This window comes from Amycolatopsis sp. lyj-346 (genome assembly GCF_046548975.1).
Classification (GTDB): domain Bacteria; phylum Actinomycetota; class Actinomycetes; order Mycobacteriales; family Pseudonocardiaceae; genus Amycolatopsis.
The window spans coordinates 85751-100023 of the sequence record NZ_JAJPWT010000001.1; the positions used below are offsets into that span (position 1 = coordinate 85751).

At 70.8% G+C, this 14273-nt stretch carries 13 protein-coding genes and 1 pseudogene; 3 read left to right on the plus strand and 11 right to left on the minus strand.

Annotated features, from left to right (window positions below; translation table 11 throughout):
* Positions 1–14: 14 nt before the first annotated feature.
* Together ACLJQE_RS00445 and pdxH are read right to left on the minus strand one after the other, a co-directional pair.
* Positions 15–1094 carry a transposase family protein gene (locus ACLJQE_RS00445; protein ID WP_410638262.1) on the minus strand — a complete coding sequence of 360 codons (1080 nt, stop codon included), beginning with the start codon at positions 1092–1094 and terminating at the stop codon, positions 15–17.
* 176 nt (positions 1095–1270) lie between these two features.
* Positions 1271–1948 (minus strand): pyridoxamine 5'-phosphate oxidase, encoded by a 678-nt coding sequence (gene pdxH / locus ACLJQE_RS00450; RefSeq protein WP_410638263.1) that lies wholly within the window; start codon positions 1946–1948, stop codon positions 1271–1273.
* 229 nt (positions 1949–2177) lie between these two features.
* Between pdxH and ACLJQE_RS00455 the strand changes: the two genes are divergently transcribed.
* Entirely contained in the window at positions 2178–3851 is a 1674-nt protein-coding gene (locus ACLJQE_RS00455; protein ID WP_410636913.1) for a purine-cytosine permease family protein, read from the plus strand.
* Positions 3852–3899: 48 nt separating this feature from the next.
* Here ACLJQE_RS00455 and ACLJQE_RS00460 read toward each other — a convergent pair whose 3' ends face one another.
* Positions 3900–4610 (minus strand): TetR/AcrR family transcriptional regulator, encoded by a 711-nt coding sequence (locus tag ACLJQE_RS00460; protein WP_410636914.1) that lies wholly within the window; start codon positions 4608–4610, stop codon positions 3900–3902.
* Between the two features lie 88 nt (positions 4611–4698).
* Between ACLJQE_RS00460 and ACLJQE_RS00465 the strand changes: the two genes are divergently transcribed.
* On the plus strand, positions 4699–5799 hold the full coding sequence (locus tag ACLJQE_RS00465; RefSeq protein ID WP_410636915.1) for a lipase family protein: 1101 nt from the start codon (positions 4699–4701) through the stop codon (positions 5797–5799).
* A 101-nt stretch (positions 5800–5900) separates the two neighbouring features.
* Here the strand turns inward: ACLJQE_RS00465 and ACLJQE_RS00470 are convergent, their stop codons facing one another.
* The 6 genes from ACLJQE_RS00470 to ACLJQE_RS00495 are packed head-to-tail and all read right to left on the minus strand — an operon-like array spanning position 5901 to position 10353.
* On the minus strand, positions 5901–6620 hold the full coding sequence (locus ACLJQE_RS00470; RefSeq protein ID WP_410636916.1) for an urease accessory protein UreD: 720 nt from the start codon (positions 6618–6620) through the stop codon (positions 5901–5903).
* A complete protein-coding gene (gene ureG, locus ACLJQE_RS00475) occupies positions 6617–7312 on the minus strand; it encodes an urease accessory protein UreG (RefSeq protein WP_410636917.1) in 696 nt (231 codons plus the stop codon). Before ureG ends, ACLJQE_RS00470 begins: the two co-directional genes overlap by 4 nt.
* Positions 7302–7982 (minus strand): urease accessory protein UreF, encoded by a 681-nt coding sequence (locus ACLJQE_RS00480; protein WP_410636918.1) that lies wholly within the window; start codon positions 7980–7982, stop codon positions 7302–7304. The genes ureG and ACLJQE_RS00480 overlap by 11 nt, the downstream gene beginning before the upstream one ends.
* Positions 7982–9697, minus strand: coding sequence for an urease subunit alpha (locus tag ACLJQE_RS00485; RefSeq protein WP_410636919.1), 1716 nt, complete (start codon positions 9695–9697; stop codon positions 7982–7984). Before ACLJQE_RS00485 ends, ACLJQE_RS00480 begins: the two co-directional genes overlap by 1 nt.
* A 10-nt stretch (positions 9698–9707) precedes the next feature.
* On the minus strand, positions 9708–10040 hold the full coding sequence (locus ACLJQE_RS00490; protein ID WP_410636920.1) for an urease subunit beta: 333 nt from the start codon (positions 10038–10040) through the stop codon (positions 9708–9710).
* A 10-nt stretch (positions 10041–10050) separates the two neighbouring features.
* Positions 10051–10353 (minus strand): urease subunit gamma, encoded by a 303-nt coding sequence (locus ACLJQE_RS00495; protein WP_410636921.1) that lies wholly within the window; start codon positions 10351–10353, stop codon positions 10051–10053.
* Positions 10354–10641: 288 nt separating this feature from the next.
* Between ACLJQE_RS00495 and ACLJQE_RS00500 the strand changes: the two genes are divergently transcribed.
* On the plus strand, positions 10642–11790 hold the full coding sequence (locus ACLJQE_RS00500; protein ID WP_410636922.1) for a citrate synthase 2: 1149 nt from the start codon (positions 10642–10644) through the stop codon (positions 11788–11790).
* A gap of 104 nt (positions 11791–11894) precedes the next feature.
* On the opposite strand, the gene ACLJQE_RS00505 is transcribed toward ACLJQE_RS00500, so the two are convergent.
* A complete protein-coding gene (locus tag ACLJQE_RS00505) occupies positions 11895–12482 on the minus strand; it encodes a TetR/AcrR family transcriptional regulator (RefSeq protein ID WP_410638264.1) in 588 nt (195 codons plus the stop codon).
* Positions 12483–12496: 14 nt separating this feature from the next.
* Positions 12497–14192: pseudogene (locus ACLJQE_RS00510) on the minus strand (SDR family oxidoreductase).
* Positions 14193–14273: the final 81 nt, after the last annotated feature.

The window sequence follows — 14273 nt, forward strand, 5'->3', positions numbered from 1 at the left end:
CTTAGCGGGGCTAACTATCTCGGGTCGCGTGATTTGTGTCGCCCGGGGAGGCAGAGCCCACCAGCGCAGCCCCCGCCCTTCCCGGCAGGGGTCCGGCAAAGTCGTTGTGCTGGTCGGGTGGTGTTTCGGGCCATGTGGCGTTGTGCTGTGGCGATGTTGGTGTGGCCGGTGGTGCGTGGGGCGTTGATGGGGAGGTTGCGGAGGGTGGTCATGGCGCGGGGTGTGGTGTCGGTGCGGACGCGGGGTGCGTCTTCGCGGTAGGTGATGTCGCGGACCCGGTGCAGCCGGTTTTCGATTTCCCGGTGTCGGCGTAGGTGGGTGGCGATGTCTGCGGGGTTGGTGTCGGCGGGCAGGTTGGTGACGCCGTGGGTGGTGTGGGTTTCGCGGGTGCCGGTGGTGGTGTGGTGGGTGTGGTAGCGGGTGATTCGGAAGACCTGTGTGGTGGCGGGGAAGCCGGGATCTGCCGGTGCGGGCAGGACTTCGGTGGTGCGTTGTTCGAGCCGTCCGTGCCCGATTCCGGTGCTGGTGTGATGGTTGGCTTGGGTCCCGGCGGTGACCTGCTGTTGGGTGAGGACGGTCCCGTTGTGGCGGGTCAGCGCCGAGAGCAGATGCACGCCTGCGCCGCCGGTGCGGGTGAAGGTGCCGCGCAGGGATTTGCCGTCCACCGCGATCGCCGGTGCGGTGGTGGTGGTGATCCAGTCGCTGATTGCGGTGTCGGGGTCGTCGGCGTCGATGTTGGAGAGGACCCGCCGCAGGGTGGCTTCGTCCGGGGCGATGTGCCGGTTGCGGCGGGGGTCGAACCGGGCGCCTAGGCGGGCCAGTACTCGCTGTGGTGCGTCTGCGGCCCATTCCCCGATCGCGGTGAACGACTGGGCGCCCGCTGCGGCCGCGGCCGCGGCCGGCGCCAGGATGGATCCCAAGGAGTGCCGCACCCCGCGTTGCTGTCGCGGGTCGGGCACCGAAGCCAGGTATTCACGCAGGTCAGCTACCTGTTTGAGGTCGGCGGAGGCCAGTCGGGTCAACACGGCAGGAATGGGAGAAGGTGCAACTGCAGGCACGGCTTTCTCACAGATCATGGGCTTCGACAACCACATGATCAGCACCGAGAGCCGTGCCTGCCTGCAACGACACGACTTTGCCGGAACCCCGCCCTGTCCCGGGGGGCGTGCCCTTGTCCAGCGTATCGCGCCCCTCCGGGAAAAAGCCCGAAAAGCCGCCGCAGGAGCCGGGCTGTCCACATGGCCGGCGACTTGTGGACAGCCCGCCGGGCCTACGGGGCCACGCGCTCGATGTTCCACCCGTCGTCGTTGCGCACGTACCGCAGCCGGTCGTGCATGCGGTCCTCGCGGCCCTGCCAGAACTCCACCAGGTCCGGGCGGATCCGCCAGCCGCCCCAGTGCGGCGGGGCCGGGATCTGCTCGACGTCCGCGAAGCGCCGCTCGATTCCGTGCAGCGCGTTTTCCAGTGCCCGGCGGCCGTCGACCACGCGGGACTGCGGTGACGCCCACGCCCCCAGCTGGGAGCCGCGGGGGCGCTGGGCCCAGTACTCCGCCGTTTCCTTGACGCCGACCTTCTCGACCTCGCCGCGGACGTGGACCTGGCGGTGGAGCGCGTACCAGGGGAACGTCACCGACGCGTACCTCGTCGCCGTCAGGTCGTGGCTCTTCGACGACGTGTAGTTCGTGTAGAACACCACGCCCCGGTCGTCGAGGCCCTTGCACAGGACCGTCCGGGACGACGGGCGGCCTTCGGCGTCCGCCGTCGCCAGCACCATCGCGTTCGGTTCGGGTATGCCGGCGGCCACGGCCTGGTTCAGCCAGCCCTGCAGCTGGTCGGTCCAGGTGGCTGCCAAGGCGGTTTCGTCGAACGCCGCGCTGTCGTAGGCGACGCGCATTCCGGGCAGGCGCACTACGGCGTCTTCCACCTGGTCCTCGATCTCCGGCATCATCGCCAAACCTCCGTACCCGGTCGGGGCAGCTGTCACTTCGGCTCCTGCGCACGTTAGGGCCTCGCGCGCGGCAGCGGAACCCACTGAACGGTGACACCCGCCACCCCCTTTCCGCCACCAGCCCGTAACCGCTGGACAACAAGCTGTAACCCTCGCGTTACCCGCCGGACCAGGATCGATACAGGAAACCCCTACCTTCGGCGCGTTCCCCACCACCCCGGAGGCAGGCATGACCGAGACCCTGTCCAACGCAGAAGAGAGCGCCCCGCCGAAGCGCCGGTACGCCCCGCTCGCGGCGAACGAAAATCGCGAGGACTACTCACTGCGCTTCGCCGCTCATTCGTTCCGGAAATGGTCGCCGTTCGTCGTCGCGACGACGGCGCTGGGCGGCATCGCCTACCTCGCCGACTTCGCCATCGGCGCCAGCATCGTCCTCTCCTACGGCTTCACCTCCGGCGTGCTGGCGATCCTCGCCGCGGCCGTCGTCATCTTCGTGACCGGCGTGCCCATCGCGGCCGCCTGCGCGAAGTCCGGAGTGGACATGGACCTGCTGACCCGCGGAGCCGGCTTCGGCTACTTCGGGTCGACGCTGACGTCGCTCGTGTACGCGAGCTTCACCGTCATCTTCTTCTCGCTCGAAGGCTCGATCATGGGCCAGGCCTTCGAGCTCGCCCTCGGCATCCCGCTGCCCATCGGCTACCTCCTGTCCACGCTGATCGTGCTGCCGTTCGCGCTCTACGGCATGGGCGCGGTCGCGAAGATGCAGACCTGGACGCAGCCGCTGTGGATCGCCGGCCTGGTGCTGCCGTTCGTCGTCGTGCTGGTCCGCGAGCCGGGCAAGTTCGCCGAGTTCGCCCGGTTCGGGGGCACCGAAGGCGCCGGCTCCGGGTTCTCCGCGATCGGGTTCGGCCTCGGCATGGGTGTGGCGCTGTCGCTGATCGGGCAGATCGGCGAGCAGGCCGACTACCTGCGGTTCATGCCCGAAAAAACCGCGGAGAACAAGCGGTCGTGGTGGGCGGCGGTGCTCGCCGCGGGACCCGGTTGGGTGATCCTCGGCGCCGCGAAGCAGATCGGTGGCGCGCTGCTGGCGTTCCTCGCCCTCGGCGTGGTCGGGAAGACGCACGCGCTGGAGCCGATCGCGCCGTACCTCGAAGCGGTGAAACCGGCGCTCGGACCGGTGGCGCTGACGTTCGCCGCGCTGTTCGTCGTCGTCTCGCAGATCAAGATCAACACCACCAACGCCTACTCCGGCTCGCTGTCGTTCGCGAACTTCTTCTCCCGCGTGCTGCACAAGCACCCCGGCCGCGTCTGGTACGTGCTGGTCAACTGCGGGATCGCGCTCGCGCTGATGGAGTTCGGCGCGTTCGGCTTCCTGAACAAGATCCTGGGCTTCTACTCGAACGTCGCCATCGCGTGGATCGGCGCCGTCTGCGCCGACCTGGTGATCGCCAAGCCGCTGGGCCTGTCGCCGCGCTACATCGAGTTCAAGCGGGCCTACCTGCACAAGATCAACCCGGTCGGGTTCGGCTCGATGGTGGTCGCGTCGGCGGTGTCGATCGTGGCGTACTTCGGTGCGTTCGGACCGTTCCTCGCCGCGTTCAGCCCACTGCTCGCGCTGGTCATCGCCATCATCCTGGTGCCGACGCTGGCCGTCGCAACGAAGGGGAAGTACTACCTGGCGCGGCCGAACACGGTCGCCGGCCCGGACACCGACGTCGACCTGCGCGCCACGCACCTTTGCTCGGTCTGCGGCGACCCGTACGAGCTGCCGGACGTCGCCGACTGCGCGAAGCAGGACGGCCCGATCTGCTCGCTGTGCTGCACGCTCGACAGCACCTGCCACGACGTGTGCCAGACGACCGGCCCGGTCGCGCTCGGCCTGCCTGCCGTCCGGACGCCGTAGCGTCTGTGAAGGCCCCTTCCCCGGCGTTCGCGGCCGGGGAAGGGGCCTTCACGTTCGCCGGGTTCCCCCCTGCTCTCCCACCCGGCTCGACTGTTCCACGCCGGAGGGCACGCCGGGGTTGCCCGGGATCTCTGAGATTTTCTCCGGCCGCATGATGGCCGCCAGCATCATCGCGCGCAGCTCCGCGCCGACGTCTTCCACCGGCAGCGGCGGCTCGTGCGCCTGCCACTCGCGCAGCAGGCCGGTGGCCGCTCCGACCAGCGCGATCGCCGTCAGCCGGTAGTCGCGGTCGGGCGCGGCGCCGTGCGCGGCCGCGCGCCGGGCCTCCGTCTCGATGAACGTCGCCCAGCGGTCGACCCACACCTGGTGCTGCTCCTCCAGCTCCGCGCTGACGCCGACGGCTTCGACGTAGTTCAGCCGCGGCAGCCGGGGGTCCACGGTGACCGTGTCGATGAAGACGTCGAGCAGCGTGGCGATGCGGGTGACGGCGTCAGCCTCGGCGACGTTGTCGAGCGCGGCGGTCACGTGTTCGAGCGCGAGGCTGTTGATCCGGTCGTGGAGGGTGCGCAGCACGTCCTCCTTGCCGGTGAACTCCTCGTAGAAGTTCCGCGTGGACACCCCGGCGCGGGCGCACACCTCGGTGATCTTCGTCTGCCGGAAGCCGGTCGTGGTGAACAGCTCGAGACCGGCCGCGAGCAGCCGCTCCCGGCGGTCGGCGCGACGTTGTTCGGGTGCGACGCCGCCGTACGTGCGAGCCAACGGGTGTGTCCTCCTTCTGAGGGATTGCCGGATCCTACCGGGCTGGCTAAATTGTGAAAACCTCGATTACCAAACACCGGAGGCAACGATGCTTCGTCGGTTACTGGTCGCCGTCGCGCTCTTGTTCGTGACAGCCGCCCCCTCGGCACACGCGGATCCGGGCGTGCTGCTCGAACAGCGCCCGACGACGGTGTTCGTCGGTCCGTTCCCGGCTCCCGTCAAGGCCTGGCACCTCCTCTACCGCTCGACATCGGCCACCGGCGAGCCGAACGCCGTCTCCGGCACGCTGCTGGTACCCGCGACGCCGTGGCTGCGCGGCGGCCCGCGTCCGCTGATCAGCTACGCGGTGGGCACGCACGGCCTCGGCGACCAGTGCGCGCCCTCGAACCTCCTGGCCCACGGCATCGAGAACGAGAGCGCGTTGCTGGCACAGGCGCTGTCGCAGGGCTGGGCCGTCGTCGTCACCGACTACGAAGGGCTCGGCACGCCGGGAACGCACACGTACGCCGTCGGCCGGTCCGAAGGCCGGGCGGTGCTCGACGCGGCGCGGGCCGCTTCCCGGGTGACCGGCGCGGGACTGTCCCCCGCCGGCCCGGTGGGCGTGTTCGGCTACTCGCAGGGCGGCCAGGCCGCGGCGTGGGCCGCCGAACTGCAAGCGACGTACGCGCCTTCGCTGAACGTGGTCGGGGTGGCGGCCGGCGGGGTCCCGGCGGACCTGAACGCGGTGTTCGCGTCCAACGACGGCGGCGCGGCGTTCGGCCTGGTCCTCGGCGCGGCCACCGGCTACGCGGCGGCGTACCCCGACGTACCGTTCGCGTCGATCCTGAACGACCGCGGCCGCGAAGCGGTGGCCCGGGTGTCGAAGGCGTGCACCGTCGAACTCGGCGCGGCGGCACCGTTCGCGCACCTCCAGGACTTCGTGACGGTGCCGGACCCGATCCACGAGCCGCGGTGGCAGGCCCGCCTCGCGGAGAACTACCTGGGCACGACCGCCCCGAAGCCGCCGGTGTACCTGTACCACGGAACGCTGGACGAGCTGATCCCGTTCAGCGTCGGAACGGCGTTGCGCGACCGATGGAAGGCCGTGGGCGCGAAGGTGACGTGGCAGGAGTTCCCGCTGCTGGAACACATCGGCGGCGTCTCGATCGGCGGCCCGGCGGCGATGACCTGGCTGGGCACCAAGTTCTGACGGCGCCGCTCGCCGGGGACCTCCTGCGTCCGTCCCCGGCGAGCGGCGCGATCCACCCGAAACCGTCGGTCCCTCCCGGTAGCGTGGAAATCGGGGGCTGCTCAGAACGCCACGACCCCCGCCTCGCTCAGCCCCTTCATCGCCGTCACCGCGTCCGGAGCCAGCGAAGTCACCAGCGTGCCGCCCGCGGCGAGGGGGCTGCGTGACCACCACTCACCGGATGCCGCGGGCAGCTCCGGCCCGCCGACCACCAGGTCCGTGGCCAGCACCCGGCGGCTCGCGAGCACCGCCAGGCTCCCGTCCAAGCCCGCGTCCCCGACCGACAGCGTCTGCCGCAGCACCGGCACCGCGCCCCGGGTGACCGACAGCGAAGTCGTCATCGAACCCGGGCTCTCCCCGGCCCGCCCGAGCACCAGCACCTCCCGCGTGTGCAGGTACGCGTCCGGCGCCAGCGAAGCCCGGAACACCGCGGCGTGCCGGGCTCGCGCCGTGACCACCGTCGGCTCCGGCAGGTACTCCAGCGACCCACCCTGCTCCACCACCAGGTCCACAGTGGACAAGGAGCCCTCCCCGTGCAGGCCCGGCAGGGCCAACGTGGCCGCCACCCCCGACAAGCGCAGGGAAGCACCCGGCCCGACCCGCACGGTCAGCAGCAGGTCGTCCCCGCCCAGCGGAGACGTCGCCGAGTTGACCAGGTGCACCACCGCCGTCGCCCCGGACCGGCGGCGGGGGAACAACGTCAGCGGGGCCATCGAGCTCAGCTCCCGCAGCACCGTGCGCGAGCCGTCGAAGCACGCCGTCAGCCGCGCGTGGGCCTTCACAGCAGGGAACGGACCCAGCCGGCGACCGCGGGCGCGTCCGGGGTGTCCACAAGGGACTGGGTGATCACCGGCAGCGAACCCCGCATCCGGTGCGCGTCCGACGTCATCACGGCCATGTCCGCACCGACCAGGTGGGCGATGTCGATCTTGTTGATGACCAGCAGGTCCGCCGTCGTGACGCCGGGGCCGCCCTTGCGCGGCACCTTGTCGCCGCCCGCGACGTCGACCACGAAGATCTGGCTGTCCGCCAGGCCGCGGCTGAACACCGCGGTCAGGTTGTCACCGCCGCTTTCGATGATCACCAGGTCCAGGCCGGGGAACTTCTCCTCCAGCCGCTCGACGGCGTCGAGGTTCGCCGTGATGTCGTCGCGGATCGCCGTGTGCGGGCAGGCGCCCGTCTGCACCGCCTCGATCCGTTCCGGGTCCAGGACCCCGGCCCGGCGGAGGAAGTCCGCGTCCTCCGTCGTGTAGATGTCGTTCGTGACGACGGCGAGGTTCACCTCGTCGCCCAGCGCCCGGCACAGCGCTGCGGTCAGCGCCGTCTTGCCGGAGCCGACCGGGCCGCCGATGCCGATCCGGTACGCCCGGCCCGCGGTGGGCGCCGCGTCGTAGTGGTCCGGCTCGGCGGCCGTCGGATCGAAGTTGACCGGGTGGACGTGCCCGTGTCCGTGACCGTGACTTTCAGCTGGCAAAGAGACGCACCTCTTCCTGGTGGTGCCGGGCGTGCGCCTCGGCGAACAAATCCAACGCGGGCGACCCCGGCGACGGCAGCGACGCCGGATCGTCTCCCGCCACGGCGGCCGCATCCGAACAAACCGAACGCAGATCGAGCCGCGCGACCACGGCGTTGACCGCGAACGGGTCCAGTCCCAGCAGCCGCACCGCGGCACTCGCCGGACCACTCACGGCCAGGTAGGCCACCGCCATCGCCGCGTCGTACGGCGAACCACCGGCGACCCCGGTCAAAGCACCCAGGACCACCGGGTGGTGCGGGCGCGGCGTCTCCGCCAGCATTGCGGTCAGCACCGGCGACGGCCAGGCGATCCGGCCGGCGCGCGCGGTTCCCCGCCCCTGCGCCCGCGACGCCTCCCGCTGCCCGAGCGACGGCGTCCGCGCGTCCAGCTCGGCGTCCAGCCGCGCCCAATGTCCGGACGGGACGGACCGCGCGGCCGCGTGCGCCGAAGCGGCCGCGAAGACCGCGGCCAGGAAACCCGCCGTCCGCAGCCGTCCGGAAAGGAACCCCGGCAGATCGCGCACGGAAGTCACCAGCTTCCGCGAAACGACTTCCTCCAGCCCGCCACTGTGGACGTGCCCACCGCCGGGAAAGCGGGAGTCCGCGAGGATCAGCGCCGAAAGGTCCATCAGAAGAGGAAGTACCTCTGCGCCATCGGCAGTTCCGTCACCGGCTGCGGTTCGATCAGCTCGCCGTCGACGTGCACCGCGAAGCTGTCCGGCTCGACTCGGACGTCCGGCGTGGCGTCGTTGAGCACCATGTCGGCCTTGGTCCGCGCGCGCATGTTCGACACCGCGACGAGCGGACGCGTGATGCCGAACGTCTCCCGCAGGCCGCTGTCCAAAGCGGACGGTGCGACGAAGTGCAGGCTCAGCGCGGCCCCGATCGAAGCGCCGAACATCGGCCGCGCCATGACCGGCTGCGGGGTCGGGATGGACGCGTTCGCGTCGCCCATCGCCGCCCAGGCCGGGAAGCCGCCCTTCAGCACCACGTGCGGGCGGACGCCGAAGAACTTCGGCTCCCACAGGACGAGGTCCGCGAGCTTGCCGACCTCGACCGAGCCGATTTCGGTTTCCATGCCGTGCGCGATGGCCGGGTTGATCGTGTATTTGGCGACATAACGACGTGCGCGCAGGTTGTCGGCCGCGCCGTCGCCGGGCAGCGCGCCGCGGCGGCGCTTCATCACGTGCGCGGTCTGCCAGGTCCGGATGATCACCTCGCCGATCCGGCCCATCGCCTGCGAGTCGGAGCTCATCATCGAGATCGCGCCCATGTCGTGCAACACGTCTTCGGCGGCGATCGTCGTCGGCCGGATGCGGCTCTCGGCGAACGCGAGGTCTTCGGGCACCGACGGGTTGAGGTGGTGGCAGACCACCAGCATGTCGAGGTGCTCGTCGAGGGTGTTGACGGTGTGCGGGCGGGTCGGGTTGGTCGACGACGGCAGGACGTTCGGCAGCGAGACGACCTGGATGATGTCGGGCGCGTGCCCGCCGCCGGCGCCTTCGGTGTGGTACGCGTTGATCGAACGCCCGCCGATGGCCTCCACAGTGGACTCCAGGAAGCCCGCTTCGTTCAGCGTGTCCGTGTGGATGGCCACCTGGACCCCGGCTTCGTCGGCGACGGTCAGGCACGCGTCGATGGCGGCCGGCGTGGTGCCCCAGTCCTCGTGGAGCTTGAACCCGCCCGCGCCCGCCGCCAGCTGCTCGCGCAGTGCCTCGTGCCGGACGGTGTTCCCCTTGCCCAGCAACAGGACGTTCACCGGATAACCGTCCATGGCGGACAGCATGCGACCGAGGTTCCACGCGCCGGGTGTGACGGTCGTGGCCTTCGTGCCCTCGTTCGGGCCGGTGCCGCCACCGACCAAAGTGGTCAGCCCGGCGGCCAGCGCCGTGTCGACGAGCTGCGGGCAGATGAAGTGGACGTGGCAGTCGATGCCGCCGGCGGTGAGGATCTTGCCGTTGCCGGACAGCACCTCGGTGGACGGCCCGATGACCAGCGCCGGGTCGACGCCGTCCATCGTGTCCGGGTTGCCGGCCTTGCCGATCCCGACGATCCGGCCGTCGCGCACGCCGACGTCGGCCTTCACCACGCCCCAGTGGTCGAGGATCACCGCGCCGGTGATGATCAGGTCGGGCGCGCCCTCGGCACGGGTCGCCGTGCCCTGGCCCATGGATTCGCGGATGACCTTGCCGCCGCCGAAGAGCACCTCGTCGCCCGAGCCGCCGGGGCCCATCGAGCGGTCCTCGGTGACCTCGATCAGCAGGTCGGTGTCGGCGAGCCGGATCCGGTCGCCGGTGGTCGGGCCGAACAGCTCGGCGTAGCGCTCACGGTCGATCTGCGGCATTCAGCAGCTCCTATGCCTTCTCGGCGGGAGGAAGAACCTCGAAGGATCCCGAGAATTCGGACCGCAGACCGGGAACGCGGCGCGCCCCGGCGAGCGGGACAAGATCGACTTCGCGCTCGATGCCCGGCTCGAACCGCACCGACGTCCCCGCCGGGACGTCGAGCCGGTGGCCGCGAGCGGCGTCCCGGTCGAACTCGAGCCCCGGGTTCACCGCCGCGAAGTGGTAGTGCGAGCCGACCTGCACCGGCCGGTCGCCGAGGTTCCGGACCGGCAGCCGGACGCGCGCGCGGCCGGGGTTCAGCTCGACCGGCTCGTCGCCGGGGATGATCTCGCCAGGACGCATCAGCCGCTCCTCACACGATCGGGTCGTGCACGGTGACGAGCTTCGTGCCGTCCGGGAAAGTGGCCTCGACCTGCACGGAGTCGACCATCTCCGGCACGCCGTCGAGCACCTGCGCCCGGGAGAGCACGGACCGGCCGCCGGCGACCAGCTCGCTCACCGTGCGCCCGTCGCGGGCGCCTTCGAGGACGTGGTCGGTGATCAGCGCGACCGCCTCGGGGTAGTTGAGCCGGACACCGCGGTCCAGCCGCTTCCGCGCGACGTCGGCCGCCACGTGGATGAGCAGCTTGTCGCGCTCCTGCGGGCTGAGGTGCATGCGCTAGGTCTACCACCCGAAACACGGCGGCGCCGGGTTCGGAAACACAGGATTTACCTGGACTTCGTCACACTGAGTGGTGAAAATTCTCCTGACTGGCGACCTCGGTGACTGAATCGTTCTCGTAATCGTGACCGAAACCACCGTATCTTTCGATTGCCAGTGGCCGGTCAAGAGAGCAAGGTCTATCCATCCGTGCGATGTGGCGCGCATTCAGTGCGCTTCCTCCAACCGCGCGACCAGCAGCAACCAGCCGGGGAAAAGCGCACCGAAAGGTTCCGCGAAACAGTGACTACCTCCACGATCAGCAAGCCACAGCCGTCCGGCCAACCCGACGACGGCTTCCGACCGGGCCTGGAGGGCGTCGTCGCCTTCCACACCGAGATCGCCGAACCCGACCGGGACGGCGGTGCCCTGCGCTACCGCGGCGTCGACATCGAGGACCTCGCCGGCAAGGTGACCTTCGGTGACGTCTGGGGCCTCCTCGTGGACGGCCGGTTCGGTCACGGCCTGCCGCCCGCCGAGCCGTTCCCGCTGCCGGTGCACACCGGCGACGTCCGGGTGGACGTCCAAGCCGCGCTGGCCATGCTCGCCCCGATCTGGGGGTACCGCCCGCTGCTCGACATCACCGACGACGAGGCCCGCGAACAGCTGGCCCGCGCCTCGGTGATGGCGCTGTCCTACGTCGCCCAGTCGGCCCGCGGCATCGGCCGGCCCGCCGTGCCGCAGGCCCGCGTCGACGAAGCCCACTCGATCACCGAGCGGTTCCTCGTCCGGTGGCGCGGCGAGCCGGACCCCGCGCACGTCAAGGCCCTGGACGCGTACTGGGTGTCGGCCGCCGAACACGGTCTCAACGCCTCGACCTTCACCGCCCGCGTCATCGCGTCCACCGGCGCCGACGTCGCGGCGGCCATGTCGGGCGCCATCGGCGCCATGTCGGGCCCCCTGCACGGCGGCGCCCCGGCGCGCGTGCTGCCGATGATCGAAGAGGTCGAGCGCACCGGCGACCCCGAAGGCCTGGTCAAGGGCATCCTCGACCGCAAGGAACGCCTGATGGGCTTCGGCCACCGCGTCTACCGGGCCGAGGACCCGCGGGCGCGCGTGCTGCGCCGGACCTGCCGCGAGCTCGGCGCGACCCGCTACGAGGCGGCCGCCTCACTGGAACAGGCCGCGCTGAAGGAGCTGCGCGAGCGGCGTCCGGATCACCCGATCGAGACCAACGTCGAGTTCTGGGCCGCGGTCATCCTGGACTTCGCCCAGGTGCCGCCGCACATGATGCCCGCGATGTTCAGCTCGGCCCGCACCGCCGGCTGGGCCGCGCACATCCTGGAGCAGAAGCGGACCGGGCGCCTGGTGCGGCCGTCGGCCAAGTACGTCGGCCCGGCGCCGCGCAGCCCCGAGGACGTCGAGGGCTGGGAGCTCGTCACCAAGCACTGACGCACGCCGAAGACCGCACTTTCCCTAGGAAAGTGTTCCGGAGATGCCCCCTCCACATCACTTCCTAGGGAAAGTGATCCGGAGAGGGGGCCTCCGGGGCACTTTCACGTGAAAGTGCCGCTTCGGTCGTGGGCGGCCGTGGTGGTGAGCATGGCGGTGAGCTGGTCGACGAGCCAGGTGTCCAGGGACTCGCGCGGTAGCGTGCGTTCCTGGAGCCAGCTCAGGAGGGCGCCTTCGACGACGGCCGTCCAGCAGCGGAGCGTCAGGGACAGCAGTGGTGAGGGGTCGGTGACGTCGAGGGCGTCCAGGATCAGGGCCACCGCGCGGTGGCGGACCTCGTCGATCGCCGCGTCCGTTTCGGACGTCGCGATCACCGAACCACTGCGCAGCAGGGCGATGTACCCCGCCCGGTAGTGGTCGGCGACGTCGATCAGGCCGCGCACGGCGGCGCGGAGCCGGGTTTCGGGCGGGCCCTCCTCGAGCCCGGCCAGGCCGTCGATCAGCCCGTCGGTGACCGTGCGCAGCGCTTCGACCTGCAGGTCGCGCAGGCTCGAGAAGTACCGGTAGAACAACGGCCGCGACACCTCGGCGCGCGCGACGATGTCGTCCACCGTGACCAGCTCCGGCGCCCGCGAGCCGAACAGGTCGAGGGCGGCGCGGATCAGGTCGTCGCGGCGGGCCTGCGGCGACATCCGCCGCGGCCGGCTCACGGCGTCAGGTCCAGCTTCGCCGCCGCACGCAGCAATCCGGGCGTCAGTCGCGAAAGGACCAACGCGGCCTTCGCCTCCGGAGTGGACGGAGCGATCGCGAGGTCCTTTTCCACGGCACGCAGGATATCCCGCGCGACGCCCTCGGGACCGAACCAGCGCCGCGCGTACAGCTTCGAGCTCTCCTCCTGCCGACGGCGTTGCTCCTCTTCGGACACCCCGACGAACGTCGTCGTGCCGGTGATGCCGGTCTTGACGATGCCCGGGCACACCGCCGTGACGCCGATGTGGTGCGCGGCCAGCTCGGCCCGCAGGCAGACGCTCAGCGTCAGCACGGCGGACTTCGTGGTCGCGTAGGCGGAAAGGATCTTCGACGGTAGGTAGGCGGCCGCCGAAGCGAGGTTGACGATCTGGCCGCCTTCGGCGCGCTCGACGAGCATCGGCGCGAACGCGCGGCAGCCGTGGATCACGCCCCAGAGGTTGACGTCGATGACGCGTTCCCAGTCTTCGGCGGACGTGTCGAGGAACGGGCCGGACATCCCGATGCCCGCGTTGTTGACCACGATGTCCGGGACGCCGTGTTCGGCGCGGACCCGCTCGGCGAAGCGGTGCACGGCCGCGCCGTCGGAGGAGTCCACTGTGTACTCGGCGAGTCCGTGTTCTCCGAGCAGCTTCAGGGTTTCCGCGGCACTGGATGCGTCGATGTCGGTGACGACGACGTCGGCGCCCCGCTCGGCGAAGGCCAGCGCGGTGGCGCGGCCGATGCCGCTGCCCGCCCCGGTGACGACGACGAGCTTGTGCGCGAACGGCCCGGCGCCGGCGCGGGACCGGCGCAGCGCGCGGCTTTCGGTGCCGGTTTCGGCGTGTTCGATCAGCTCGGCGGCCGCGGCGGCGACCACGTCCGGCCGGGCCCTGGTCACCCAGTGCGACCCGACGATCCGGCGGATCCGCAGGTCGGGCACCCAGCGGGCGACTTCGGTCTGCAGCGGCGCCGTGACGTAGGAGTCGCCGGTCGGGGCGAGCACCTGCACCGGGATGTCGGCGGGACGCGGGTGCGGGCCGCGAAAGCCGGGTGAACATGTTGGCGCGGTAGAGCTGGAGGCCGTGCAGGCCGTCGGACTTCTCCGGGCGGGCCGCGTCCGGCTCCATGCGCTGGATCTGCTTGCCCAGCAGGCCGGTGCGCCACAGCAGGTCCGGGACGATCGGCACCTGGAACGCGAGGATGTACCACGAGTGCAGGAACTGGCGCAGCGCGTTCTTGAGCCGCCTCGGCGTCGGGCGGCGCAGCTGGGCGCGGAACCACGCGCCGGCGTGGTCGAGGCTCGGGCCCGAGAGCGACGTGTAGGAGGCGATCCGCCCGCGCAGCCCGTCCCCGGTGACGGCGTGCCAGGCCTGGATCGAGCCCCAGTCGTGGGCGACCAGGTGCACCTTGCCGGTGGGCTGCACCTCGTCGACGACCGCCCGCAGGTCGTCGGCCAGCTGGTCCAGCCGGTAGGACGCGCGTCCCGGCGGCTTGTCCGACTGTCCGGCCCCGCGGACGTCGTAGGTGACGACGCGGTGTTTCGCGACCAGCCCGGCGGCTACCCCACCCCACATCGAGCTGTTGTCCGGATAGCCGTGCACGAGCACGACCGTGGGCACGTCGCTCCGGCCGTCGACGGTGACGGAGAGGCGGACACCGTCGCTGGCGGTCACCCACTTGTGAGACATTCTGTCATGTTAGACAACTTGTCAACAGCGAGTTCACCCGCGCGGCGGTTCCACAGGCTCGGATGT

What these genes read in the sequence shown, in the direction of transcription:
- ACLJQE_RS00445 (WP_410638262.1), bottom strand. Translation starts at nt 1,094, where the DNA reads ATGTGGTTGTCGAAGCCCATGATCTGTGAGAAAGCCGTGCCTGCAGTT.
- pdxH (WP_410638263.1), bottom strand. Translation starts at nt 1,948, where the DNA reads ATGATGCCGGAGATCGAGGACCAGGTGGAAGACGCCGTAGTGCGCCTG.
- ACLJQE_RS00455 (WP_410636913.1), top strand. Translation starts at nt 2,178, where the DNA reads ATGACCGAGACCCTGTCCAACGCAGAAGAGAGCGCCCCGCCGAAGCGC.
- ACLJQE_RS00465 (WP_410636915.1), top strand. Translation starts at nt 4,699, where the DNA reads ATGCTTCGTCGGTTACTGGTCGCCGTCGCGCTCTTGTTCGTGACAGCC.
- ACLJQE_RS00480 (WP_410636918.1), bottom strand. Translation starts at nt 7,982, where the DNA reads ATGGACCTTTCGGCGCTGATCCTCGCGGACTCCCGCTTTCCCGGCGGT.
- ACLJQE_RS00485 (WP_410636919.1), bottom strand. Translation starts at nt 9,697, where the DNA reads ATGCCGCAGATCGACCGTGAGCGCTACGCCGAGCTGTTCGGCCCGACC.
- ACLJQE_RS00490 (WP_410636920.1), bottom strand. Translation starts at nt 10,040, where the DNA reads ATGCGTCCTGGCGAGATCATCCCCGGCGACGAGCCGGTCGAGCTGAAC.
- ACLJQE_RS00495 (WP_410636921.1), bottom strand. Translation starts at nt 10,353, where the DNA reads ATGCACCTCAGCCCGCAGGAGCGCGACAAGCTGCTCATCCACGTGGCG.
- ACLJQE_RS00505 (WP_410638264.1), bottom strand. Translation starts at nt 12,482, where the DNA reads ATGTCGCCGCAGGCCCGCCGCGACGACCTGATCCGCGCCGCCCTCGAC.